We start from the raw sequence: 23,720 nt of genomic DNA, 5'->3' as shown, positions 1-23,720 counted from the left end.
GTCAGATGTGTTTTTTAACACACTCTTATTATTGACCTTACATTGATTTATTGATCGAAAAAATACTAAAGCTAAAGTTTTCCGAAATCTAAAAAGTATGTTACAATTTCTCTAAAAATTTCTCAAAGGAATATTGCACGGAAACAGTACCATCAGCTTCTATTCTGTCCAGTTTCAGAAATTCAATCTGGTTGACGGAGGCTGCATCATAATCTTTCTGTACCCTCACATAATTTTCCGTGAAACCGAACATTTTTCCGTCTTTGTTTTCGTGTTCCCAAAGTACGGGAAGCGTTTTTCCGAGCTGGGTCTGGTAGAATGCCATCTTTTTCTTTTCGGAAAGAATTCTCAGCATCTTGTTGCGTCTCTTTCTTTCAGGAATCGGGACGATATCTTCCATTGCGGCAGCTTCTGTATTTTCTCTTTCTGAATACGTAAAAACGTGAAGATAGGTAATCGGAAGCTCATTCAGGAAATTATACGTTTCCATGAACAATTCTTCTGTTTCTCCGGGAAATCCTACGATCACATCGACACCGATTGCAGCGTCTGGCATTACTTCACGGATTTTAGAAACCCTGTCTTTATACAGCTTGGTCAGATAACGACGCTTCATTTTTTTAAGAAGTTCATCGCTTCCGGACTGCAGCGGAATATGGAAATGCGGAACAAAGCTTCTGCTTCTGGAAACCAGATCAATGCTTTCATCTTTTAAAAGATTAGGCTCAATGGAAGAGATGCGGATTCTTTCGATTCCTTCTACCTGATCCAATTCTGAGATTAGGTCTAAAAACGTATGTTCGTGTCTTTTGTTTCCGAATTCTCCTTTTCCGTAATCACCGATATTAACTCCAGTCAAAACAATTTCCTTAATATCTTTCCGGGAAATTTCCCTGGCATTTTTCAATACATTTTCAATGGTATCGGAACGGGAAATTCCTCTCGCCAAAGGAATCGTACAGTAGGTACATTTATAATCGCAGCCGTCCTGAACCTTGAGGAAAGCCCTGGTTCTGTCTCCGATAGAATAGCTTCCGATGAAAAAATCGGTTTCTTCAATTTCGCAGGAGTGAACAATTCCTTCGTTTTCAGACTTTTCAAGGTCATCAAGATAGCTAAGGATATTGAACTTTTCCTTGGCACCCAATACAAGATCTACTCCTTCAATCTGTGAAATTTCTTCAGGCTTCAGCTGTGCATAGCATCCCACAATGACCACAAGTCCTTCCGGATTAGCTTTCATCGCTCTTTTCACGTGAAGTTTACATTCCCGATCGGCATTTTCTGTAACTGAACAAGTATTAATTACATAAATATTCGCTTTTTCATCAAAGTTCACCTTTTCGTATCCTGCATCTGTCAGTTGACGGGCAATAGTAGACGTTTCTGCAAAATTTAATTTACAGCCTAAGGTATGAAATGCGGCAGTTCTGTGAAATTGAGACATTTATTAATCCTGAATTTTGTGGGTGCAAAGATAATCAATTTAATACAAACTGTAAATTGATTCAGTCTATTGTTTGAATTCATCTCTTATTTCCGGGCTGCTTTGATAGCATACCGCTGAAGCATTTTGATGCAAATTATTTTCGGTAAATTTAATTTTCATATCCGAATTAAATTCCTCTGAACGGTTTCTTGCAATCGAAAGCGTTTTCCAGTCTGCGTTTTTCATCATTTTGGCGATATAGACCATCTGCCCGATGTGATAAGGATAATGAGCGAGCTGCCGCAAAATCGCATCAATTACCGTATGCGGTTCGTTTCTGATATAAATGGTTGATTGTAAATTTTCATCACTGATCTGCTCCAGTGCTCCGAAAAGACACTTCCAGCCCGCCTCCCAATAGTTCAGCACCTCATCTTTGGTGAGAAAAGTATTAACAAATTCTTCATCCCGGTTACGCCAGGGCTTTTCTCCGTCTTCCGTTAAAAAATCTGTCCATCTTGAAAGCATATTTCCTGCAATATGTTTCACAATAACTGCAATTGAATTACTTTCTTCGTTAAACTGCCAGAAAACCTGCTCTCCGGACAGTTGATCAAACGACTTGTCTCCCAGCATTTTGTAATAGGCAAAACGTTTTATGAATAAATCTTTCATATTTCAAAAATGTATACCTAAATGTAAGAATAATATGGTTAAAATCTTCTGAAACAACGTTCTAAAATAAAAAACCGCCTTTTTCAAAGCGGTTTTTAAAAATTATACTGATCAATCTCTGTTTTTTACCATTACCCAGCCTGAATATTTGATTAATGTATTTTTCTTATCATTTTCATTCCAGGTTACGGAATACCAGTAAGTACCGGTTGGGACTTTTTTGCCGCCCGTTGTTCCGTTCCATTGATAACCGTGAAGTTTATCTGCCTGGAAAATTTTATTTCCGTACCGGTCGAAAATATTAAACACAAGATTTTGTTTATTCCCTAATGCAGAATAATCGATCATATCGTTTACGCCATCTCCGTTCGGTGTAATGACATTCACTAAATTCGGAACAACAATCGTAATACTGATAGGTTCACAGTCATATACATCTTTCACATAAATCTGATGATCACCCCGTGGAATATTGTTAAATATATTGGAATCCTGCCAGTTGACACCATCTGTAGAATAGCTGTACGGACCTGTCCCGCCTGTAATATTTACCGTTACCGTAGTGTTCGCAATATCCACGGATGAAATTACAGGCTGTTCGGAAGCATAGACTTTCACTGTCTGCAACGCAGTACAATCTCCTGTTTTCAGTTTTACCCAGTACGTTCCTACTCCTATACCCGAAACAGTTTGGGTAGTTGCCCCGGTACTCCATTCATAAGCAGTAAAACCCGGACCGGCATCCAAGGTTGTTTTATCTTCCATACAAATAATTTTATCCTGCAAAACACTGGAATATACCGGCGGAAGAACAATCAGATTAACTTTGGCCACTGCATAGCAGCCGTTTCCATTTGTTACTTTTATAAAGACGGCGCCATTGGATGCAATATAATTTGCGGGATTTGCGATTGCATTGGTATTATTTTGTGCATCGGTAAGAGAAGGGAAATACGTTTTTGTTCCCGGTTGAGTGGTAACCGGAGCCGTTGTTAAATTAAATGAAGCAGTGGAAGGATTGGATTCTATAAAACATGACCTTAATGTTGCTTCAGTTACAATAACAACAGGATAAAATTTTAAAGTAATCTGTGCAATACCTATACAGCCGTATTGAGAAGTAATTTTCACGTATACAATTCCTTCAGCAGAAACAAATGCTGCAGGATTGGTAATTTCATTGATTCCTGCATTGAGATCACTCAGGGTATTATAATATTTTTTTGTTGCGGTAGGATCTGCAAATACTGCTGCTGCTGTAAGATTAAAAGTAGCCGTACCCGCATTATTGTTGTTGCAGCTGTACAAGGTCACATTGTTTCCTGTAATAGTTCCCTGCTTAAATTTGAATGCTCCCACCTGCCGGCATGAGTTTATCGGATTATTGGGATCTGCAGGATCCTGATAATGAATACTGTAATAATACGTTGAAGTCATATTCACCGTTTGCGGCGTCAGGATCGGGTTAGCTCCCGAAAGCGCATTATTCTGGGAAGTATGATACGTAATCTGGAAATTGGAATTCCCGTTCAGGATACCTGCTGTTAATGTACTGAAATCAAAAACAGGTGGGTTCTGGCAGATAATAATTTCTCTGGGATCTGCAGGATTTGCCGCAGGAACTCCTGGCGGAGTAAAAGGCTGCGTCTGAATATTGGGATTGGTAAACGGTGAAGCAAGAGTTGCCGTTCCGCCCCAGGTGAGTGAAAAAGGAGCCATAGTAGGATTAAACACGTCTACCCAGTTATCAATATACAGATAATAAGTCTGTCCCGGCAATACATCCAGATATCTGCAGTACGGTGTAAGAGATCCGCCTGCCGCAGAGAGTATAGTACTGGTCATATTCAGTCCGGTAGAGGCACCTACACCAACTACCGTTGCAGCGTTACAGCGTATGGGTGCTCCAAGGTTTCCGCAGGTAACGTTGGGTCCGTATATTGCCCAGTCGTAATCGGCATCCTGATCACCGGGAACAAGATCAAAACTAAGCGTTCCGCCGGTTGCTATAGTAATTTTGTACCAGATAGAGTTATGTTCGCCGGTGGTGAGACATCCTCCAAGGTTTTCATTGAGTGCACCAATTCCCGAGGGAGAATAGGTAATATCCGAATTTCCGCAAACAGAGAGCGCTGTAGAGCAGTCAGCCTGGGAAAAAAGTGCTCTGGATAATAAGAGTAAAAAAAGGAGTAAATATTTCTTCATGCTTTTCAATTTGGTTATGTTTCAGTGATTCGATTTGTTTATATCAAATATAAACATTTCACAGTAATTATGTCATTTTTACTTAACATAATTCATTATAAATTGAAAAACAATACAACAAATTCAAAAAATTACTTTATACTCGTAATATTTCCGCAAAGGTTTTCGATGTGAAATATCTTATGAAACGGGCTTTTTACCTGATGCAGATGTTCTTTATCCTGAATAAAAGTATACCGGGAAGCGATAGAATTCATGTCGGAAACAATTACGAGCCAGCATTCGTCTACAGAAGTATCGTAATAAGGAAATTTTTCATTCTTTTTTTCGATAAGTTCAAGGATTTTCTCTGAACACAGTTCGTCAAAAAGATTCATATTGTATTCATGAGTAATGAAAACATTTCTCCGGTGAAAGGATTTTCTTAAGCTTTTTACACAGCCGTATGCTTTTCCACGTTTTATACTTTTGTAAATATTGAGGATAATTTCCTGCTGATTTTCCAGCGTATCGGGCCGGATATTTGAGTGAAATTCCAAAAAATAAACACCACGATATTTCGTAGTGTCTTCCTGTTCCAATAATATTTCTGCCTGTCGGAAAATTTTGTTTAAGCTGCTTTCGATTTTTTTCATTTCAAGATGATTGATCACTTCGGTGAGCTCTATCCCAATCTTCTTGTCATTAAATTTTGCGATAAAATCAGGGCTTTCACAGGTTAAATCTTCAAATTTAACTTCCGGAAAATGGTGCATAAAAGAATTGAGAAGCAGGATTTCTGTCTTTTTCTTGTATTTTTCACGGTCATGCAGCGGAGACTGATCTATCGTACGGTGGTATTTTTCTATCGGCTTTTTCTTCAAATGCCGGTTGAGGTAATATAAGCTTAGATTTTTAATTAAATCTTCATCAGAAAATGCCTTTTTCATGTGCTTATTTTTTATTGTTATGGAACACATAAAACTTCCGGTTTCATGTCATGAAGTTTTGATTATCAAAAATTTACATATTAAAGGTAAGTAAAATATCAATGCTGAAAATTATTTTAAAACAATTTATTCAATAATTAACATATAGTTTACTTTCTTATTTAATACCTTTGGCTTTCAAATATAAAACTGTGATGGATTTTAGAAACTTTAAAATGCCTTTTGGCGCTAATCCCAAATACTCTAAAAAAGTAGCTTATTTTTCAATGGAATTTGCCATAGAGCAGGTTCTTAAAATATATTCCGGAGGTCTCGGGTTTTTAGCAGGATCTCACATGAGGAGTGCATACAATCTGAAACAGGATCTTGTAGGCATCGGGATTCTGTGGAAATTCGGATATTATGACCAGGCAAGAAATCATGATCAGACCTTACAGCCGGTCTGGACCAAAAAAATGTACAGTTTCCTTGAAGATACAGGTCTGAAATTTCAAATCGAAATCCACAGCGCACCGGTTTGGGTAAAGGTATGGTATCTTGATCCGGATATTTTCCAGACGGCACCGATGTTTTTTCTTTCCACCGATGTTCCTGAAAATGACCATATTTCAAAAACCATCTGCCACAAGTTGTACGACGCCAATGAGTCTACCAAGCTTGCCCAGTACATCCTTTTAGGAAAAGGCGGGGCCAAGCTGCTGGATGAAATGAAGCTGGAAAGAGATATTTATCATCTGAATGAAGCTCACGGACTTCCCGCAGCATTTCATCTGCTAAAAAAATACAACGGAGATCTCAACAGGGTAAAAGAAAAGCTGGTGTTCACTACTCATACTCCCGAAGAGGCCGGTAATGAAAAACATAGTCTGAGGCTTTGTTATGAAATGTCTTATTTTTCGGGGTTCAGCATGGAAGATGTGAAGAGAATAGAAGGTTCGAACGATGATCGTTTCAATCACTCCCTGTGCGCACTAAAAATGGCACATATTGCCAATGGTGTTTCTCAGCTTCATGGCGATGTTTCCAGAGCCATGTGGAGCAAATATGACGGAATCTGTAAAATCACTTCTATTACCAATGCCCAGGAATTCAAGTACTGGTCAGACAAGCCTTTATATAATGCTAAAGATGAAAATGATGAAACAGTTTTTGATTATCGTAAAAAACATCTTAAGAAGAGACTTTTTAAAGTTGTTGCAGATCAGACAGGCGATCTTTTTAACCCCAATATCTTCACCATTGTATGGGCAAGGAGATTTGCCGGCTACAAAAGAGCTGATCTTCTTTTGCAGGATAAGGAAAGGTTTTATAAACTTCTGAATAATCCGACACATCCGGTACAGATCATTTTTGCCGGGAAACCCTATCCTATGGATTATTCTGCAATTTCTATTTTCAATTTACTGGTAGAAGAGAGCAAAAACAATAAAAATATGGCCGTTCTTACGGGATATGAACTAGCATTAAGCAAATTGCTGAAACAGGGTTCCGATCTTTGGCTAAACAACCCAAGGGTTCCGAGAGAAGCTTCAGGAACGTCAGGAATGACTGCCGCCATGAATGGTTCAGTAAATCTTTCTACCGACGACGGATGGATCCCGGAATTTGCAAAACATGGAGAAAACTCTTTCGTTGTACCAAAAGGAGATTATGACAATATGAGCATTTATGAGCAGGATAATTACGATATGAATAAGCTGTATGAACTGCTGGAAAATGAAATTCTTCCTGCTTATTATGATAATCCTAATAAGTGGAGAAAAATTCAGTATAACTCCATGAATGATGTGAAAGATCAGTTCAACAGTGACCGAATGGCAGATGAATATTATCAGATTCTTTATAATTATAAAGGATAGTTTCGACTGTTACCTACTTTCATTGTGTTCAGTTCTCGATACATTTTTCTTCATTTCATTACGAAAAACACTCGAACTGACGATTACATATCTTATAAAAATAATCCCGGATTGAAAATTTCAACCCGGGATATTTATAATTAATCTTTTTTCTTTTTCTCTTTAGGCACTTTCAGGCCTTCTTCTCTTGCTTCAGAAATTCCTATGGCAACTGCCTGCTTTCTGCTTGTCACTTTATCTCCGGACGAAGATTTCAGTTTTCCTTCCTTGAACTCGTGCATTACTTTTTCTACTTTGTCCTGAGCTTTTTCTGAATATTTTGTCTTGCTCATCGTTTATATTTAAGATATTGGTACAGAGACTCCTATTTCATACACATTAGCGTGTTTCAGGTATTTTGACCTTTCTCTTGAAGTCACCGATTCAAAATGATCATTTTTGATTACAACAATCGGATCTTCCGTATTTTCTATTTCAAAATTGGCCAAATATCTTTCATCCGGCGGAGATTCAAGCAATTTTGCTTTTATCTTCTGCAATTCGTCTGCATATTCTTTAAATGCGGGATCGGATGAATGTATAAACTTATATTCGTCGCCGGCATCTACAACATAATGAAGTTTTTTATCGATCAGATTCGCTTCATTGCCTATTTCGGGGTTATCGTTACCGTCTTTGAAAGCTACTTCCACCAGTTCGCCATTTTTTTTCTGAGCATATTCTTCAGCATCCTGATAGCTTGAAAATCCTGTATATACAATGGTGTTATCGAATTCGTAGCGGTTTAGTTTTTGGTCAAAAGCATTCGTTTCCATAATTATTCTGTGATGTATTGATTATGTTTTACTATTCAATTTTTTTGCCAAAGGCTGCTTTTAAATGCTTTTTTTACCATTCATAAAATTGTTATATTTGAAATCTTTAAAATAAAAAATGAAAAGATTCATATTAACACTTACCATAGCTGCTGCATTTCAGAGTTTAGCCGCACAGGAAATCACTTTAGATAAGATTTATTCAGGATATTACCGTGGAAAAGGCATTGCCGGGATCACTTCCATGAAAAACGGGGAAAACTACCTGGTTATCGAACAGGGAGGAATTGCAAAATACTCTTACAAAACGTCCCAAAAAGAAGGAAATATTGTTGACGGACAGTTTGAAAGCTATGAATTTTCTGATGATGAATCTAAAATTCTTTTGCTGAAAGAAAGTGAGCCGATTTACAGACATTCTTTTCTTGGAAAATTTGAAGTAAAAGATTTGAAATCAGGAAAAACAGTTGCCTTAAACGAAGGAAATTTTGTTCAGGAGCCGAGGTTTTCTCCTGATGCCACTAAAGTTGCATTTATCGCTGATAACAATTTATTCTATCAGGATTTAAATTCGGAAAAAATTACGCAGATTACCACAGACGGTAAAAAGAATTCAATCATCAACGGACTTGCAGACTGGGTGTACGAGGAGGAATTCGGACATGCAAGACAATATGAATGGACGAAAAATTCAGATGCTATCGTTTTTGTAAAGTCAGACGAAAGTGAAGTGCCGGAAATTTATATTCCGATTTACGGCAAAACGCTTTATCCGTCTGAAATGCGTTACAAATATCCGAAAGCAGGAGAAAAAAATTCCAAAGTTTCAGCGCAGCTGTATCGTTTGGATAATGGAAAAACAACTTCTTTAAATTTAAGCTCGTTTAAAAATTATTATATTCCAAATGTTATTCAGACAGCAAAACCGGATGAAATTGTTTTGATAACTTCCGAAAGAATTCAAAATGCATCTGATGTTCTGAAAGTAAACACCAAAACCGGAACCGTACAGAAACTGTTCACCGAAACGGATGAAAAATGGATCGATACAGACAGTCCTACATTGGAATTTTTAGAGGATGATTCTTTCCTTTGGGGATCAGAAAGAGACGGCAACCGCCATCTGTACTGGTACGACAAAGACGGAAAGCTGAAAAAGCAGGTGACAAAAGGGAACTGGGAAGTAACTGATTATTACGGATATAATCCCAAATCAAAAGAAATTCACGTTCAGACTACAGAGAAAGGAAGCATCAATAAAGTGGTTTCCAAAATAAACATCGAAAACGGAAAATCACAGCTCATCTCCAATGCGGAAGGCAATAATTCTGCAAGCTTCAGCAAAAACTACAATTATTTTATTGAAACATCTTCTACGGCTTCAAGACCTTACACTTTTGTCTTAAAAGACGGCAACGGGAAAGTAGTAAAAGAACTTCAGAATAATGAAGCGCAGCTTCAGAAGCTTAAAGCAGATAACTTTGTTGAAAAAGAATTCATGACGATTCCCAACGAAGCCGGAGATCAGATGAATGCATGGATTATTAAGCCTAAAAATTTTGATAAAAATAAAAAATACCCATTATTTATGTTCCAGTATTCCGGTCCGGGATCTCAGCAGGTTGCCAATTCCTGGGATAATGGAAATGCTTTGTGGTTTGAAATGCTTGCACAAAAAGGTTATATTGTTGCTTGTGTAGACGGCCGTGGTACAGGTTATAAAGGAGCGAAATTCAAGAAAGTAACTTACATGAACTTAGGCAAATATGAGATTGAAGATCAGATTGCGGCGGCTAAATGGTTTGGAAATCAGTCTTATATCGATAAATCGAGAATCGGAATGTTCGGATGGAGTTTCGGGGGTTACATGACCAGCTTGGCCATGACCAAAGGTGCCGATGTTTTCAAAATGGGAATTGCTGTAGCACCAGTTACCAACTGGAGATTTTATGATTCCGTTTATACAGAAAGGTTCTTGAGAACACCGCAGGAAAATCCTGACGGATATGATAAAAACTCCCCAACCGAATATGCTAATTTACTGAAAGGAAAGTTCTTATTAATCCACGGAACGGCAGACGATAACGTACATTTCCAAAACTCTATGGAATTCTCAGAAGCTTTGATTCAGAATAAAAAACAATTCGATTTTATGGCTTATCCCGACAAAAACCATGGGATTTACGGCGGCCAGACAAGACCTCAGCTGTACCAGAAAATGACTGATTTTATTTTGGAGAATTTGTAATTCAGATATAATTTAATCATAAAAAACTCCGAATCTAAAATTTTAGATTCGGAGTTTTTTTATCAGTAAGAATGAAAGCTTCGGTTATCAATAATAGTCACAAGAAAAATTTTATTATTGATTTTTTGATAAATTAATGAATTATTTTTGTCAATAACACATTTTCTTAAGTTCAGAATTTTAGATTTGGGACAAATCCCAACATGATCTTTTAAATCATCAATTAACCTGTTAAAATTATATTCAAATCTTTCAATTTCTTTAATTGTCCAGTTTTCAAACAAATAATCAATTACCTTTAAATAATTCTTTAAAGCTTCATCAGACCAAATAATTTCCATTATTATTTCTTTGAATTAATATAATCCTTGATGTTCCTTTGAGCAGATTCATGGCTTGTCGTCCTTCCACTTTGTATATCATCCAATCCTTTATTTATAGACTCTCTCTGGATTTCAGATAAATTTTCTGACCAATCCTGAGAATTAGTTTTGGTGTATTTTGTTTTTAAAAAATCAATAAAATCATTTACTTCCCCGTAAAAATTTTCAGGGAGTGTTCTGATATTATTTTCTAAATCTTTCAATGTAATTTCCATTTTCATCTTATTTTATCCAAAGTTAATAAAATTCAATTATTATTTTTAAAATTCTATATTTGTAAAATTTGAAATTTATCAGCTATGAAGACTAAACATCCTAAGGGATTGCCTTTCCTCTTCTTTACGGAAATGTGGGAACGTTTCGGATACTATCTTATCCTCGGAATTTTTGTATTATATGTGATTGAACCAACCGGCGCAAAAGGCGGTCTCGGACTTCCCGACAAAACAGCAGACGATATTTTCGGGACTTATATTGCTCTTACTTATCTGACACCTTTCATTGGAGGATTCCTTGCGGACCGGGTTTTAGGATATATCAAATCCATTTATCTTGGAGGAATTTTAATGGCTGCCGGTTATATCGGGATGGGTGTTTTTAAAGATCTTACTTTATTCTATTCTTCTTTAGCGTTAATTATTATCGGAAACGGTTTCTTTAAACCAACAATTTCAACATTGCTTGGAAATTTATATTCTGAAGAACCTTACAAAGCCAACAAAGATTCCGGCTATAATATTTTCTACATGGGAATCAACATCGGTGCATTTATCTGTAATATCATTGCGGCATTCATGCGGAATAAATTCGGTTGGGGTGAAGCTTTCATCACTGCCGGAGTCGGAATGCTTGTAGGATTAATTATTTTTACCATTGGCAGGAAACATTATATCCATGCAGCTCAGATGAAGCCTGTTCAGGAAGGCGACACTAAACTTTCTGAAATTTTGGTTAAAGTATTCTTACCTGCAATTATTGCCGGAGTAATCGGTTGGGTCATTCCCGGAAATATTTTCGGAAGCGACAGTACAGATGCCTTTATTTTCGCCTGTGTTCCTGTCATTTATTTTTATGCTTCGCTCTATTTTAAAGCTAAACCTAATGAAAAGTCGTCTATCGGAGCATTGTTATCGGTTTTCTTAATCAGTATGTTCTTCTGGGCAGTTTTCAAGCAAAACGGAACGGCTTTAACAAGATGGGCCAATTATTACACAGACCGAAGCGTTCCTGCCGTCATGGAAAAGCCTTTGGAAAGCATTTATATGGTCGAACGAAAAAGTTATGATGATAAAGAAGTTCCTGTTTATGATGACCAGTTCCAATCCCAAAAAGATAAGGATGGAAACACGATAAAGGTACAGGGAAAAGATGTGTATTTTAAAAATATTTCAGATTTAGATCGCAAATCTCTGGGAGGGAAAGGCCCGAATGAAGTGTATTTATATAACACGGAATTATTTCAATCCATCAATCCGTTTTGGGTCATTGCTTTAACTCCAGTTATTGTTGCCTTCTGGGCTTTTTTAAGAAAACGCGGAAAGGAACCGTTAACACCTACGAAAATTGTTTTGGGATTATTTATTTCAGCATTATCATGTCTTGTAATGGTTCTGGCAGTTTGGGACGGACATAACGGAGCCATAAAGGTTTCGCCTTGGTGGCTGGTCGCAAGTTACGGAGTCATTACAGTCGGAGAGCTTTGTCTTTCACCAATGGGACTTTCATTCGTATCGAAACTTTCCCCTGCGAGAATTACGGCTTTAATGATGGGAGGTTTCTTCCTGGCAAATTCAGTCGGAAACAAACTTTCAGGAATTTTAGCAAGTACCTGGTATAGCTATGATAATAAAATGAATTACTTCCTGGTCAATTTTGCTTTATTAATATTTGCCACGCTTTTAGGATTATCCATGCTAAAAAGATTAAACAAAATCATGAAGGAACAAGGACATTGATTCTATTCAACAATACGAAAACAAGCTGTAGAGTTGCTCTGCAGCTTTTTTATTTAAATATAAAATTAAAACCTTGCCGAAAACACAAAAAAAACTATATTTGTCAGTCTTAACAAAAATTAACAATAAAAAATGGATAATATTGAAGCATTAAGTCCGAAACAGGATGAATTTGTAGAGAATAAAGGATCCAGACATCCGAAGGGATTGTGGGTTTTATTCGGAACAGAAATGTGGGAGCGTTTCAACTTTTATGGAATGAGAGCACTTTTGACGCTCTTCATGGTAAATTCCTTATTAATAAAAGAAGCTGATGCAGCAATCATCTATGGTGGATTTTTAGCTTTATGTTACCTTACTCCTCTTTTGGGTGGTTTCATTGCAGATAAGTATATCGGTAACAGAAATGCCATCTTAATTGGTGGATCATTAATGGCCATCGGTCAGTTTTTACTGTTCATTAGTGCCTCTACTTTCTCAGGAAGCATTGACAGCGCAAAAATGTTTATGTGGCTTGCCCTTTTCATCATTATTTTCGGAAACGGTTTCTTTAAGCCGAACATTTCCTCCATGGTGGGAAGCCTTTACCCGAAACAGGAAAAATCAAAACTGGACTCTGCTTTCACGATCTTCTACATGGGAATCAATATCGGAGCGTTTTTAGGTCAGTTTATCTGTCCTTATTTAGGGGATGTAAAAGATGCTACTACAGGAGTAAGAGATATCTTTGCATTCAAATGGGGATTCCTTGCAGCTTCCATCGCGATGGTAATTGGCACGGTAACCTTCTTTATCCTTAAAAACAAATATGTGGTAACTCCGGAAGGAAGACCAATCGGAGGGTTACCAAAACATAATACCAGCGCAGATTTTGAAGAAGGCGAAACGCAGACTGCAAAATTCTCTGGTGCAGCACTAGGAATTACAGGAGCATTATTTATTGTTCTGTTCTTTGTTTTCCGATATCTTCTTGTTGGCGAATTCGGATTCAAGGCAGTTGAAATGGGACAATTAATAAAAGGAATTATTTATCCTTTCATTTATGCAGCAGGGATTTCCTTAGCATTCTTAATCATGTCTTCTGCAGAAAACAAAGTAGAAAGACAAAGAATCTGGGTAATCTATATCGTATCCTTCTTTATTATTTTCTTCTGGGCAGCTTTCGAGCAGGCAGGTTCTTCATTAACATTTATTGCAGACAACCAGACGGACAGAAATATCTTCGGATGGAATATGCCGCCTTCCATGGTACAGATTTTCAACGGAATTTTCGTGGTATTGCTTGCCGTTCCTTTCAGTTTATGCTGGGATAAACTAAGAGCAAGAGGCAAAGAGCCGGTTTCTCCGATGAAGCAGGCAATGGGTCTTGCATTAATTGCTTTAAGTTATTTTATCATTGCCCATAACGTAAAAGATCTTGGAAATTCAGAATTATTGGCAATCAAATGGTTAATGCTTTTATATTTCATCCAGACTTGTGGTGAGCTTTGCCTTTCTCCAATTGGTTTATCTTTGGTAGGTAAGCTGGCTCCGAAAAGATTTGCTTCATTATTGTATGGTGTTTTCTTTATCTCCAATGCTGCTGGTTATGCTTTGGCGGGTTCTTTGGGAGCACTAATTCCTGCTACAGGAGATAAATTTACTAAAGCTCAGGAAATCGGGGTAAACCTTCAGGATGTTTTGGATAAAAAAGTAACCTTAACAGCTGAGCAGGCTGCAGCGTTTGAAAAAGCCCAGTTGCCTTTACAGAATCCTACTTTTGCAGGATTTGAAATTCACAATTTATTCGAATTCTTCATGGTATTCGTGGTATTGTGTGGTATTGCAGCAGTTATCCTTGCTTTGATTTCACCGATATTAAAGAAAATGATGCACGGTGTGAACTAATCCGTATCAAATAAAGATAATAAAACCTCTGACACGTGTCAGAGGTTTTTTTGTTGATTAATTAATCAAATTTCTGATTAATTCACCTTAGAAAATAAATAAAAATAGAAATTAAAGTAAGATATGAGAACCTGCTAAATCTAATTTAATAAGTATGAAGTAAGTATTCAAGGTTTTCAAATCTTAATTAGTTGAAAATTTAATATTAGTAGGCAGCCAATCCAAATGCAGCACCCGGAACAAACATGGTAGCACCCGGAACTGAAGTCAGAGAATTAGCTTCTGCTTTATATCCGTAAATTTTATCACTTCCCGCAGCCAAAACATACAGATAATTTCCGTTAATGCTTAATCCGGCATCATTAGGCCCGTTACCGGCACCCATATTAAATGCAATCTGTGTTGCGGAAAGCATTCCGGAAGAGGTAATATTAAATGAAGATATCGTATTGCCTCCTGCATTTGTAGAATATACGATCGATTCTGACTTGTTCAAAACTGCCCAGCATGCTCCTCCCTGATTATTGGTCAAAGTACTGATATTGGTAATACCTCCTGTATTTGAAACAGAATAGCTGGACACGGAACTGCTCGCACTCGCTTCAGTAACATAAATCTTCCCACCGGAACCCACTGCAAATCCGAAAGGCTGCGGAGCCTGCGACGGAAATGACTGTTTATTGGTCGGGATAAAAGATGCATTTAATACATAGGAAGTCAGAAGATTAGTTGCTCTTTCAGCAATCACAATAACATTGTCATATACAAATGAAATCTGTGCTGCATTGGTATTCATCGATAATGGTGTAGAAGAATTGGCGATAGGACTTAATGAACCCGTTGAGCCATTTAAAGTAAAGCCTTCAACAGAAGCAGCACCCGTAGCACCGGCACTGTTCAGCACATAAACAAGATTTCCTCTTTGTGCCACACTTACAGGTCTCTGCCCCACAAGATTATATTTACCAACCAACGTTACATTGTTTGGTGCAACGGTAAAAGAAGAAATGGAATTGTCTCCCGCATTCACTACGAAAAGAAATTTTCTGTCCGTACTTAATGTTAAAGCGCCCTGGCTTCCTAATCCGCCACCTGATCCTACTCCATTGGTTGCAACGTTAGATTTTAATGAAAGATTACCATTCTCATCTCTGGAATACACCAAAAGATCATTGGATGTGTTGGAATTAGTCATCGTGAAAACATATCCCATGTCTTTTTCCGGCGTGGGAGCGATCGTATCGTTATCATCTGAACATGAAACTAAAAATAAACTTAAAAGCAAAACGCTGATACTTAAAATTGAAATTCTTTTTATCATTTTTTTAATTGTTAATTACAGGCTTAGACAGAATTCTTAATGAATCCTTACAGCTGTTTGTGAAAATAATTTCTTTTTTATTGGCCAAAAAGGATAATCATCACGTTTTCAGCATCTATATTTTTATCAAGATTTTAAAAATTTGAAATCCGAAAGAAATTATGAGTTCCGGTTTACAATTTTTACCGCGTCTTATATTTACATTCATAAGAAATTTGTAAGTTAGCAACTATGAAAACATCAAGCTTCGTTCTTACTGAATTACACCCTTTATCCGAGGGAGCCAATCATTCGCTTATACGTTTTTCATTAGCACTTTAAAATCGGTCATCATTTTTAATAAATCCCTTAATTAAAACTTAATCATATATCATGAGTTTAACTTTAGACGAAATACAAAATTTTAAAGGAAAATATCCGAGACAGATCTGGAGTCTTTTCTTCTCCGAAATGTGGGAGCGGTTCTGTTTCTATGGAATGCGGGGAATGCTGGTTTTCTTCATGATCTCACAGCTTAATTTTCACGAAAAAGAAGCGAATCTTCAATATGGTGCTACTCAGGCTTTCGTGTACGCTTTTACTTTTATCGGAGGATTATTTGCAGATAAAATTTTAGGTTTCAGAAAATCCTTGTTCTGGGGCGGACTTTTAATGATTGTCGGGAGCTTGATTCTGGCAGCAGATCCCCACAAATTTTTCTTTTTGGGAATTGCCTTTACTGTAGTGGGAACAGGATTTTTCAAACCGAACATCTCTTCCATGGTGGGACAGCTTTACAAACCGAATGATTCCCGCGCAGATGCAGGATTTTCTTTATTCTACGCAGGAATTAATCTCGGAGCTTTACTGGGAGGCTACTTTTGTATTGCGATTGGAAAAGGAGAAATGTTTGCCAATATAATTTCTGAAGGATTAAGATGGAATATCGCTTTCGGATTGGCAGCTGTTGTGATGGTAATCAGTCTTATTAATTTTGTTTTCACACAAAGAAGCTTGGGATCAATTGGTCTGCAGCCGGGACATCCACAGAATGAAATAAAATCTGCACCTATTCCAAAATGGCAGGAATATGGTGTCTATATATTATCGCTGATTTTTGTCCCGATTATTATGGTCATGGTTGCTAAAACAGAATATACCGATTACTTTATGTGGACCATCGGACCGCTGACTTTGATCTATCTTTTCTATGAAATGACAAAAGTAACACCTGCCGAACGCAATAAACTTTTAGCTGCTTTGGTGTTTATTTTATTTTCAATCTTATTCTGGGGAATCTACGAGCAAAGCGGAGGTTCTTTAAGCATTTTTGCCGCTAAAAACCTGAATAATGATTTATTGGGACTTGATCCGAATGGCGTTAATAATTCCGGAGGTGCCTTTTTCATTATTTTCCTGGCACCGTTAATCGGATTGCTTTGGATCTGGCTAAACAAAAGAAAAATTGAACCCAATACTATTATTAAATTCGGGTTAGGGTTTATATTCTTAGGATTAGGGTATTATATTTTATTTGCCACAAGATTATTCGCCAATCTGCAGGGAATTACTTCACTGAATTTCTTTACCATTGCATTGCTGGTTATTACCTTGGGGGAATTATGCCTCTCTCCTATCGGACTATCCATCATGACGAAGCTTTCAACGAAAAATCTCCAGGGAATGATGATGGGAATGTGGTTCCTGGCTTCAGCGTACGGACAGTATGTTGCCGGGATCATCGGCGCCGGCTTAGCTACCGCAAAAACGGGGTCTACCAATTATGATGCTTTGATCACTTATACTGATGGATATAAACAATTAGGTTTGTATGCGGTAATTGCCGGAGTTGTATTAATTTTGATCTCGCCTTTCGTTAAAAAATTAATGCAGGAGGTGAGGTAATGCATAACTATTATGCTTATTTTTACATAAATATCAAATCATGAAGAAAATTATAAGCATAATTTGTCTTTTCGTAATCACTCTAAATTTTGCACAGGTAAAATGGATGACTATAGATGAAGCCCTGAAGGCTCAGAAAGAACATCCTAAAAAAATCCTGATCGATTTTTATGCAGACTGGTGCGGGCCATGTAAAATCATGGATAAAAAAACGTACGGAAATCCCATCATTGCTGATATCCTAAATCAGAATTATTACGCGGTAAAATTTAATGCAGAAGAAAAAAGTACGATTCAGATTTTTGGCAGAAAGTTTTCCAATCCTAATACAGAACATAAAAAAGGAAGAAACTCTCTTCACGAGTTTACCCAGTATATGAATGTAGGAGCCGTACCCAGCACGGTATTTCTGGATGAAAAAGGAGGCCCTATCACGATTCTTCAGGGAGAATTATCTGCAAAAGAGCTGGAGCCTTACCTGGGATTTATTTCAAAGGATCTGTTTAAAAAAATCCGTTCAAGGCAACAATGGGAAGATTACCAGACAAAATTTAAATCTAAAATAAAAGAATAATAAATACAGGACTTTCAGCTTTGAAAGTCTTTTTTAATTTCTAATTTTTACCGAAATTCGTGGGCTCTTAATGACATTAGAAACTTCCATAGAATACGTGAAAGGAGTCGGTCCGGAAAAAGCCAAGCTCATCAGGAATGTGCTGGGAATTTCCACGGTGGAAGACTTTCTGAATTTTTTCCCGCTCCGGTATCTGGATAAAAGCAAAATTCATAAAATCGCGCAGCTTCACGAAGTGTCTACAGACGTACAGCTTAAAGGGAAAATTACAAGTGTACAGGAAGTGCAGACCGGCAAAATCAAAAGGCTTACCGCAAAATTTAATGATGATACGGGAATGATGGACCTCGTATGGTTCCAATATTCCAAATGGATGAAAGAGCAGCTTCCCATTAATAAGGAAATCTATATTTTCGGGAAGATCAATGTTTTTAACCATCAGTTTTCCATGCCGCATCCGGAGATAGAAATTGATGAAAGAAAAGAGGGTGATAACCGGCTGAAGCCTATCTATCCGAGTTCGGAAAAATTAACCAAAAGAGGACTGAACCAAAAGTTCTTCCAAAATGTATTAAAGAATATCTGCCGTGAAATTCCTAATCTTATTCAGGAAAATTTTCCGGATTACCTGATGAAAGCTTTTAAATTTCTTTCCAGGCAACATACGTATCTTAACATTCATTTTCCAAAAGATGCAGAACATTTCAGGAAAGCAGATTACCGCCTGAGATTTGAAGAATCATTCTTTTTTCAGCTGGGTTACGGCTTAAAAAAAATTCATCATAAAAGTCATACCGCAGGAAATCCTTTCCCGATCGTAGGTGATTATTTTAATGATTTTTACCAACACCATCTTCCTTTTGATTTAACGGGTGCTCAAAAAAGAGTGTTAAAAGAAATCCGACAGGATATGAAACGTCCGATACAGATGAACAGGCTCCTGCAGGGAGATGTAGGTTCAGGAAAAACAATGGTTGCTTTACTCACGATGCTTATTGCAAAAGATAATGGCTTTCAGAGCTGCATCATGGCTCCAACGGAAATTCTTGCCCAGCAGCATTACAATGGTATCAAAGAACTTCTGGAAAACACGGAAGTTAATGTTAAACTTTTAACGGGATCTACAAAAAAATCTGACCGTAAAATTATTCATGAAGAGCTTGAAAACGGTGAACTTTCCATTCTCGTCGGCACTCATGCCGTACTGGAAGATAAAGTGAAATTTAAAAATCTGGGACTGGCTATTATTGATGAGCAGCACAGATTCGGGGTGGCACAAAGGGCAAAATTATGGGCAAAAAATAAAATTCCGCCGCATATTCTGGTAATGACGGCTACACCTATTCCCAGAACGCTGGCGATGAGCTTTTATTCTGATCTGGATGTTTCGGTAATTGATGAGATGCCTGTGGGAAGAAAACCTATTGTTACCGCTCATAGACGTGAAAAGGACAGAGCATATGTGTATAATTTCTGCCGTGAAGAGATCCAGAAAGGAAGACAGGTATATTTTGTTTATCCTCTGATTGAAGAATCCGAGACTTTAGATTACAAAAACCTGATGACCGGGCTTGAAAATGTAATGGATAACTTCTCAAAATATAATGTAACCATGCTTCACGGTAAGATGAGGCCTGACGAAAAAGATGCAGCCATGAGCTATTTTGCCTCCGGAAAAGCTGAAATTATGGTTGCGACAACGGTTATTGAAGTGGGCGTAAATGTTCCGAATGCCTCGGTAATGGTTATTGAAAGCGCTGAGCGATTCGGCCTTTCGCAGCTCCACCAGCTTCGCGGACGTGTGGGACGGGGCGCAGAACAAAGCTACTGTATCCTGATGACCTCCGACAAACTATCCAGTGACAGCAGGACACGTATTAAAACCATGGTAGAAACCAATGACGGATTTAAAATTTCCGAGGTCGATATGCAGCTTCGGGGTCCGGGTGATATTCTTGGTACCCAGCAGAGCGGTGTTGTGGATTTTAAAAGGCTGGACCTCGTAAATGATTCGGCTATCATTAAAGTTACTAAAAATACAGTGGAAAAAATTCTTAAAACAGATCCTCTGCTATCAAATCCGGATAACCAGATCCTGAAAAATTATTATCTGCGACAGTACAAAGGCAAAAACAAATGGAGTAAAATTTCATAAAAAAACCGCGAAAAGAAATAAATCCTTACGCGGTTTCCCCTTATAAAACTGTTATTTGAAGAAATTACTTTATCATCTTACTATTTTGTGATGTGGTGTGTGTTAAATATAGGTGTGTGATGTGATGATGTTTCATTGATAATAAAGTAAAAACAAAATGAATTACCTTCCCAATCTGCTTATTTATAAAAACTAACTTGGCTTGATAAAGAACGGATGAAACAATTATTCTTTACCTTTAAAGTTTTCATGATTGTACCGTTTTGTTTAAAGATCTTCTGCGCTTTCTAATTGGAAATTAATATAATTCATTTTGTTTAAATACATTGTAATTATATAATTTAGTTTTATTCTCAAAATTTACGTTCAGCTTAGATTCATCCGTTAATTCGGATTATATCCTCTTGATACCCAGGTACGAAAACCAAATTTCAGGCCTGATTGTTTTCACCTTTATGTGAATCTTGAGGTACAAATATAGAACTTTAATTTTAATTCCAAAATAAATATTAACTTTTTTTCACACCTTCATGATAAAATTATTTTTATTCAATCCTGAAGTATGATACTGCCACGTCACAGAAATTACATCAGTGACATTTTTTTTCATATCAGTATAATTATCAGGTTTTTTCATAAATATGTTGGCTCCGGTTACAAAAACGTACTCTTCCTCCTCAGCAGATAAACTTTCGGCATAAACAATAGTGGTCATGGGATCGAATTTCTGGTCAGCTTTAATTTCACCCAGACATTGCAAAGCATTTTTCATCGGCAGATGATAGTTCATAAAGACTACTTCCGGAACCAGAATATGCTGATTAAGATGATCCATCAGCTCTCTCCCGTTAAAGAAGGTTTTTACTTTCACCTGAATTTTAAATTCCTGTAATATATTTCTGAAAAGGACCAGATTGCCTTCATCATGATCTGCCAGGATCACATTAAGGTATTCTTTATTCATATTGCTTTGGAATACTGTTTATCAGGACGATGGGCTTCTCTCCTCATTGTCATTATTTTCTGGAAATAAGATGGGGTAATTCCCGTCATGTTTTTAAACTGTGTGCTGAGATGGGCAACACTGGAGTAATTAAGGATCTGGGCAATTTCTGTAAGATTATGCCTTTTACTGATGATCAGCTCCTTTGCGTATTCTATTTTCTGAATCATAATAAAGTTCTCAATCGAGGTATTGGCTACCTCAGAAAAGACATTAGACAGGTATCCGTAGCTGTGATTCAGTTTTTCAGCAATATAAATAGAAGCCTTTACAGGAATAACTTCATCAGAACCTATAAATTCCGTAATCGCATCTTTTATTTTTTGTACCAGTGCGGTTTTCTGGCTTTCTATAACTTCAATCCCGTAATCTTCCAGTTTTTTTTTGAAGGTATTGCATTGCTCCTGACTAAGCGATTCATACAATTCTACTTCTCCGAAATTAAGAAGCCTGTATTTCAGCCCCTGATCTCTTAGTTTCTCTTCCAGTACCTTCATACAGAGTGTATTGAAATCAAATTTTACATACATTTTCATCCTTATTATATGTATTTAATGATAATGGTAAATATAATACTTTTAAATCAATTAAAAGTGATATAATTAAAATACAAACTTTTACCTTAAAAACAGAAAAATTCCTGCATTGATAAAACACAGGAATTTAAACACTAAGGATGAAAAAAAATATACTGATCAAAGCTAAATAAGCTTAAAACCAGGTTATAATGTATTTGTTATAAGTGGCTTGATTCTTTTACAAAGATGAAAAAAAAAATACATCACATTTTATAGAATTACCATTAATTGTTATATAATTTTAAGTCAAATATCAGTGAAATAAAAATTCCATTTCATAATCATCCATTACGAAACCATTACCAATATCCAGAACCACTTCATTATGCACCGTAAATCCCTGAGATTCATAGAAATTCTTTGCACTATTGTTTTTATTGACATTAAGGATGATCCTCCTGTCATTACCTTCGGAAACTTTTTCTTTTAAAAAATTAACTGCAGCTTTTCCTACTCCTTTACCTTTACTTTCCGGAACCAGATAAATCCTGTGGAGCTTTGTAGTATATTCCTCATAACCTTGTTCATAACCTATAAAACCATCAAATGAATTGCCGATTTCATCAAATATCAGATAATAATGGTAATCAGGAGTTTGCATCTGCGCCATAATTTCATTGTGAGAATACATGGTTTCAAGCATATATTTTATCTGTTCCGGTGAAAGTATCTCTGCGTAAGCTGTCTCCCAAGATCTTCTCGCCAGATCCTGAATCAATGGAATATCCTTTTCCGTTGCTTTTATAAATTTCATTTATATAATTTTTGTGTAGTCTTTAGCTAAGTAAATAAGAAGTAATAAAAATGGTGAAAAGCTATAAACCTTTCACCATTTATTGTATAAAGTGAACTGAATGCTAAACCTAAAATTCACCATTGGCTATTCACTTTTTAAAGTTTGCTTTTTAAATATTCGCCATTTCAGCTTTGATTTTAGCACATAAGCCTTCTGATGCAGTAACCAGAGGAAGTCTTACATAATTTTTCACAATTCCTTTTTCTGCGAGAACTGCTTTTATTCCGCAAGGATTTCCTTCAGCAAAGATCAGCCTGGTAATTTCTACAAGCTTATTGTGAATTTCATAAGCTTCATCTACTTTTCTGTCAAATGCCAGCTGCACCATGGTAGAAAACTCTTTTGGGTAAGCCTGTCCGATTACGGAAATTACACCGTTTCCTCCAGCAAGCGTAACAGGAAGGGTAAACTCGTCATCTCCGGAAACAAGATTAAAACCTTCAGGTTTTTTCCTTAAAATATCAAAATACTGAAGAATGTTAGGTGCCGCTTCTTTAATCATAAACAGATTCGGAAATTGTTTTGCCAGACGTAACGTGGTTTCCGCTTCAACATTCTGTCCGGTTCTCGAAGGAACATTATAAATAATAATATTTTTTCCGGTAGAAGCCAGCATCTTATAATGCTGATAAAGCCCTTCCTGATTTGGTTTATTGTAATAAGGAGAAACAGAAAGTACAGCTTCAAATGCCGAAAGATCTGTTTCTTCAATCTGTTTCTTGACTTCAAGAGTATTATTACCGCCAATTCCAAGCACAAGCGGAACGCGTTTATCAGTAACTTTAATGATATGCTCAACCACCTGTTTCTTCTCCTCAGCAGAAAGCGTTGCAGCCTCGGCTGTAGTTCCCAAAACAACTAAATAATTGGTTCCGTTTTCGATATTGAAATCCACCAATTTGGCAAGACTTTCGAAATCTACGGATAAATCTTCATTAAAGGGTGTTACCAGCGCAACACCTACTCCTTTTAAAATGCTCATCTGTTAGAATAATTTTTTTCAAATTTAATGATTTACAGGAAG

At 36.9% G+C, this 23,720-nt stretch carries 20 protein-coding genes; 7 read left to right on the top strand and 13 right to left on the bottom strand.

The genetic code is table 11. From position 1 onward, the window contains the following. Positions 1-100: 100 nt before the first annotated feature. From mtaB to ACYT6F_RS09625, 4 genes are all read right to left on the bottom strand, one after another. A complete protein-coding gene (mtaB, locus tag ACYT6F_RS09640) occupies positions 101-1,447 on the bottom strand; it encodes a tRNA (N(6)-L-threonylcarbamoyladenosine(37)-C(2))-methylthiotransferase MtaB (RefSeq protein WP_472600967.1) in 1,347 nt (448 codons plus the stop codon). A gap of 66 nt (positions 1,448-1,513) precedes the next feature. Further along, positions 1,514-2,104 (bottom strand): DUF1572 domain-containing protein, encoded by a 591-nt coding sequence (locus ACYT6F_RS09635; protein WP_472600966.1) that lies wholly within the window; start codon positions 2,102-2,104, stop codon positions 1,514-1,516. Positions 2,105-2,215: 111 nt separating this feature from the next. Beyond that, positions 2,216-4,309 (bottom strand): T9SS type B sorting domain-containing protein, encoded by a 2,094-nt coding sequence (locus ACYT6F_RS09630; RefSeq protein ID WP_472600965.1) that lies wholly within the window; start codon positions 4,307-4,309, stop codon positions 2,216-2,218. A gap of 131 nt (positions 4,310-4,440) precedes the next feature. Next, positions 4,441-5,238, bottom strand: coding sequence for a hypothetical protein (locus tag ACYT6F_RS09625; protein ID WP_472600964.1), 798 nt, complete (start codon positions 5,236-5,238; stop codon positions 4,441-4,443). A 194-nt stretch (positions 5,239-5,432) separates the two neighbouring features. Between ACYT6F_RS09625 and glgP the strand changes: the two genes are divergently transcribed. Beyond that, a complete protein-coding gene (gene glgP, locus ACYT6F_RS09620) occupies positions 5,433-7,097 on the top strand; it encodes an alpha-glucan family phosphorylase (protein WP_472600963.1) in 1,665 nt (554 codons plus the stop codon). Positions 7,098-7,237: 140 nt separating this feature from the next. Here glgP and ACYT6F_RS09615 read toward each other — a convergent pair whose 3' ends face one another. Both ACYT6F_RS09615 and ACYT6F_RS09610 read right to left on the bottom strand, forming a co-directional pair. Beyond that, on the bottom strand, positions 7,238-7,429 hold the full coding sequence (locus tag ACYT6F_RS09615; RefSeq protein ID WP_472600962.1) for a DUF6496 domain-containing protein: 192 nt from the start codon (positions 7,427-7,429) through the stop codon (positions 7,238-7,240). 9 nt (positions 7,430-7,438) lie between these two features. Further along, positions 7,439-7,912, bottom strand: a complete 474-nt coding sequence (locus ACYT6F_RS09610) for a hypothetical protein (RefSeq protein ID WP_472600961.1) — start codon at positions 7,910-7,912, stop codon at positions 7,439-7,441. 118 nt (positions 7,913-8,030) lie between these two features. On the opposite strand from ACYT6F_RS09610, the gene ACYT6F_RS09605 reads away from it, so the two are divergent. Beyond that, positions 8,031-10,160: a S9 family peptidase gene (locus tag ACYT6F_RS09605; RefSeq protein ID WP_472600960.1), complete on the top strand. Its 2,130-nt coding sequence runs from the start codon at positions 8,031-8,033 to the stop codon at positions 10,158-10,160. A gap of 62 nt (positions 10,161-10,222) precedes the next feature. On the opposite strand, the gene ACYT6F_RS09600 is transcribed toward ACYT6F_RS09605, so the two are convergent. Next, positions 10,223-10,501 carry a type II toxin-antitoxin system RelE/ParE family toxin gene (locus ACYT6F_RS09600; protein ID WP_472600959.1) on the bottom strand — a complete coding sequence of 93 codons (279 nt, stop codon included), beginning with the start codon at positions 10,499-10,501 and terminating at the stop codon, positions 10,223-10,225. Positions 10,502-10,503: 2 nt separating this feature from the next. Next, on the bottom strand, positions 10,504-10,758 hold the full coding sequence (locus ACYT6F_RS09595; RefSeq protein WP_472600958.1) for a DUF2281 domain-containing protein: 255 nt from the start codon (positions 10,756-10,758) through the stop codon (positions 10,504-10,506). Positions 10,759-10,842: 84 nt separating this feature from the next. Between ACYT6F_RS09595 and ACYT6F_RS09590 the strand changes: the two genes are divergently transcribed. Together ACYT6F_RS09590 and ACYT6F_RS09585 are read left to right on the top strand one after the other, a co-directional pair. Next, positions 10,843-12,498, top strand: coding sequence for a peptide MFS transporter (locus ACYT6F_RS09590; RefSeq protein ID WP_472600957.1), 1,656 nt, complete (start codon positions 10,843-10,845; stop codon positions 12,496-12,498). Positions 12,499-12,630: 132 nt separating this feature from the next. Beyond that, complete coding sequence (locus ACYT6F_RS09585) at positions 12,631-14,385, top strand: peptide MFS transporter (protein ID WP_472600956.1); 1,755 nt, start codon at positions 12,631-12,633, stop codon at positions 14,383-14,385. 205 nt (positions 14,386-14,590) lie between these two features. On the opposite strand, the gene ACYT6F_RS09580 is transcribed toward ACYT6F_RS09585, so the two are convergent. Next, complete coding sequence (locus ACYT6F_RS09580; RefSeq protein ID WP_472600955.1) at positions 14,591-15,706, bottom strand: beta-propeller fold lactonase family protein; 1,116 nt, start codon at positions 15,704-15,706, stop codon at positions 14,591-14,593. A gap of 372 nt (positions 15,707-16,078) precedes the next feature. On the opposite strand from ACYT6F_RS09580, the gene ACYT6F_RS09575 reads away from it, so the two are divergent. From ACYT6F_RS09575 to recG, 3 genes are all read left to right on the top strand, one after another. Continuing rightward, positions 16,079-17,590 carry a peptide MFS transporter gene (locus ACYT6F_RS09575; protein ID WP_472600954.1) on the top strand — a complete coding sequence of 504 codons (1,512 nt, stop codon included), beginning with the start codon at positions 16,079-16,081 and terminating at the stop codon, positions 17,588-17,590. A gap of 40 nt (positions 17,591-17,630) precedes the next feature. Then, complete coding sequence (locus tag ACYT6F_RS09570) at positions 17,631-18,164, top strand: thioredoxin family protein (protein ID WP_472600953.1); 534 nt, start codon at positions 17,631-17,633, stop codon at positions 18,162-18,164. A gap of 70 nt (positions 18,165-18,234) precedes the next feature. Next, a complete protein-coding gene (gene recG, locus ACYT6F_RS09565; RefSeq protein ID WP_472600952.1) occupies positions 18,235-20,319 on the top strand; it encodes an ATP-dependent DNA helicase RecG in 2,085 nt (694 codons plus the stop codon). 520 nt (positions 20,320-20,839) lie between these two features. Here the strand turns inward: recG and ACYT6F_RS09560 are convergent. From ACYT6F_RS09560 to dapA, 4 genes are all read right to left on the bottom strand, one after another. Beyond that, a complete protein-coding gene (locus ACYT6F_RS09560) occupies positions 20,840-21,283 on the bottom strand; it encodes a response regulator (protein WP_472600951.1) in 444 nt (147 codons plus the stop codon). Then, a complete protein-coding gene (locus tag ACYT6F_RS09555) occupies positions 21,280-21,858 on the bottom strand; it encodes a helix-turn-helix domain-containing protein (RefSeq protein WP_472600950.1) in 579 nt (192 codons plus the stop codon). Before ACYT6F_RS09555 ends, ACYT6F_RS09560 begins: the two co-directional genes overlap by 4 nt. Positions 21,859-22,153: 295 nt before the next feature. Continuing rightward, entirely contained in the window at positions 22,154-22,654 is a 501-nt protein-coding gene (locus ACYT6F_RS09550) for a GNAT family N-acetyltransferase (protein ID WP_472600949.1), read from the bottom strand. Positions 22,655-22,805: 151 nt separating this feature from the next. Further along, the gene (dapA, locus tag ACYT6F_RS09545; protein ID WP_472600948.1) at positions 22,806-23,678 is read right to left on the bottom strand and encodes a 4-hydroxy-tetrahydrodipicolinate synthase; all 873 of its coding nucleotides are present in this window, start codon (positions 23,676-23,678) and stop codon (positions 22,806-22,808) included. Positions 23,679-23,720 lie beyond the last annotated feature (42 nt).

The sequence above is a fragment of the Chryseobacterium sp. NG-CE01 genome (genome assembly GCF_055695505.1).
This window is presented reverse-complemented; position numbering and strand designations above follow the sequence as displayed.

Bases quoted from the DNA above. Each gene is read 5' to 3' on its own strand.
- ACYT6F_RS09595 (WP_472600958.1), bottom strand. From the start codon at position 10,758: ATGGAAATTACATTGAAAGATTTAGAAAATAATATCAGAACACTCCCT.
- ACYT6F_RS09575 (WP_472600954.1), top strand. From the start codon at position 16,079: ATGAGTTTAACTTTAGACGAAATACAAAATTTTAAAGGAAAATATCCG.
- ACYT6F_RS09635 (WP_472600966.1), bottom strand. From the start codon at position 2,104: ATGAAAGATTTATTCATAAAACGTTTTGCCTATTACAAAATGCTGGGA.
- ACYT6F_RS09600 (WP_472600959.1), bottom strand. From the start codon at position 10,501: ATGGAAATTATTTGGTCTGATGAAGCTTTAAAGAATTATTTAAAGGTA.
- ACYT6F_RS09605 (WP_472600960.1), top strand. From the start codon at position 8,031: ATGAAAAGATTCATATTAACACTTACCATAGCTGCTGCATTTCAGAGT.
- dapA (WP_472600948.1), bottom strand. From the start codon at position 23,678: ATGAGCATTTTAAAAGGAGTAGGTGTTGCGCTGGTAACACCCTTTAAT.
- ACYT6F_RS09585 (WP_472600956.1), top strand. From the start codon at position 12,631: ATGGATAATATTGAAGCATTAAGTCCGAAACAGGATGAATTTGTAGAG.
- ACYT6F_RS09610 (WP_472600961.1), bottom strand. From the start codon at position 7,912: ATGGAAACGAATGCTTTTGACCAAAAACTAAACCGCTACGAATTCGAT.
- recG (WP_472600952.1), top strand. From the start codon at position 18,235: ATGACATTAGAAACTTCCATAGAATACGTGAAAGGAGTCGGTCCGGAA.
- ACYT6F_RS09550 (WP_472600949.1), bottom strand. From the start codon at position 22,654: ATGAAATTTATAAAAGCAACGGAAAAGGATATTCCATTGATTCAGGAT.
- ACYT6F_RS09615 (WP_472600962.1), bottom strand. From the start codon at position 7,429: ATGAGCAAGACAAAATATTCAGAAAAAGCTCAGGACAAAGTAGAAAAA.
- ACYT6F_RS09590 (WP_472600957.1), top strand. From the start codon at position 10,843: ATGAAGACTAAACATCCTAAGGGATTGCCTTTCCTCTTCTTTACGGAA.
- ACYT6F_RS09555 (WP_472600950.1), bottom strand. From the start codon at position 21,858: ATGAAAATGTATGTAAAATTTGATTTCAATACACTCTGTATGAAGGTA.
- glgP (WP_472600963.1), top strand. From the start codon at position 5,433: ATGGATTTTAGAAACTTTAAAATGCCTTTTGGCGCTAATCCCAAATAC.
- ACYT6F_RS09580 (WP_472600955.1), bottom strand. From the start codon at position 15,706: ATGATAAAAAGAATTTCAATTTTAAGTATCAGCGTTTTGCTTTTAAGT.
- mtaB (WP_472600967.1), bottom strand. From the start codon at position 1,447: ATGTCTCAATTTCACAGAACTGCCGCATTTCATACCTTAGGCTGTAAA.
- ACYT6F_RS09560 (WP_472600951.1), bottom strand. From the start codon at position 21,283: ATGAATAAAGAATACCTTAATGTGATCCTGGCAGATCATGATGAAGGC.
- ACYT6F_RS09570 (WP_472600953.1), top strand. From the start codon at position 17,631: ATGAAGAAAATTATAAGCATAATTTGTCTTTTCGTAATCACTCTAAAT.
- ACYT6F_RS09630 (WP_472600965.1), bottom strand. From the start codon at position 4,309: ATGAAGAAATATTTACTCCTTTTTTTACTCTTATTATCCAGAGCACTT.
- ACYT6F_RS09625 (WP_472600964.1), bottom strand. From the start codon at position 5,238: ATGAAAAAGGCATTTTCTGATGAAGATTTAATTAAAAATCTAAGCTTA.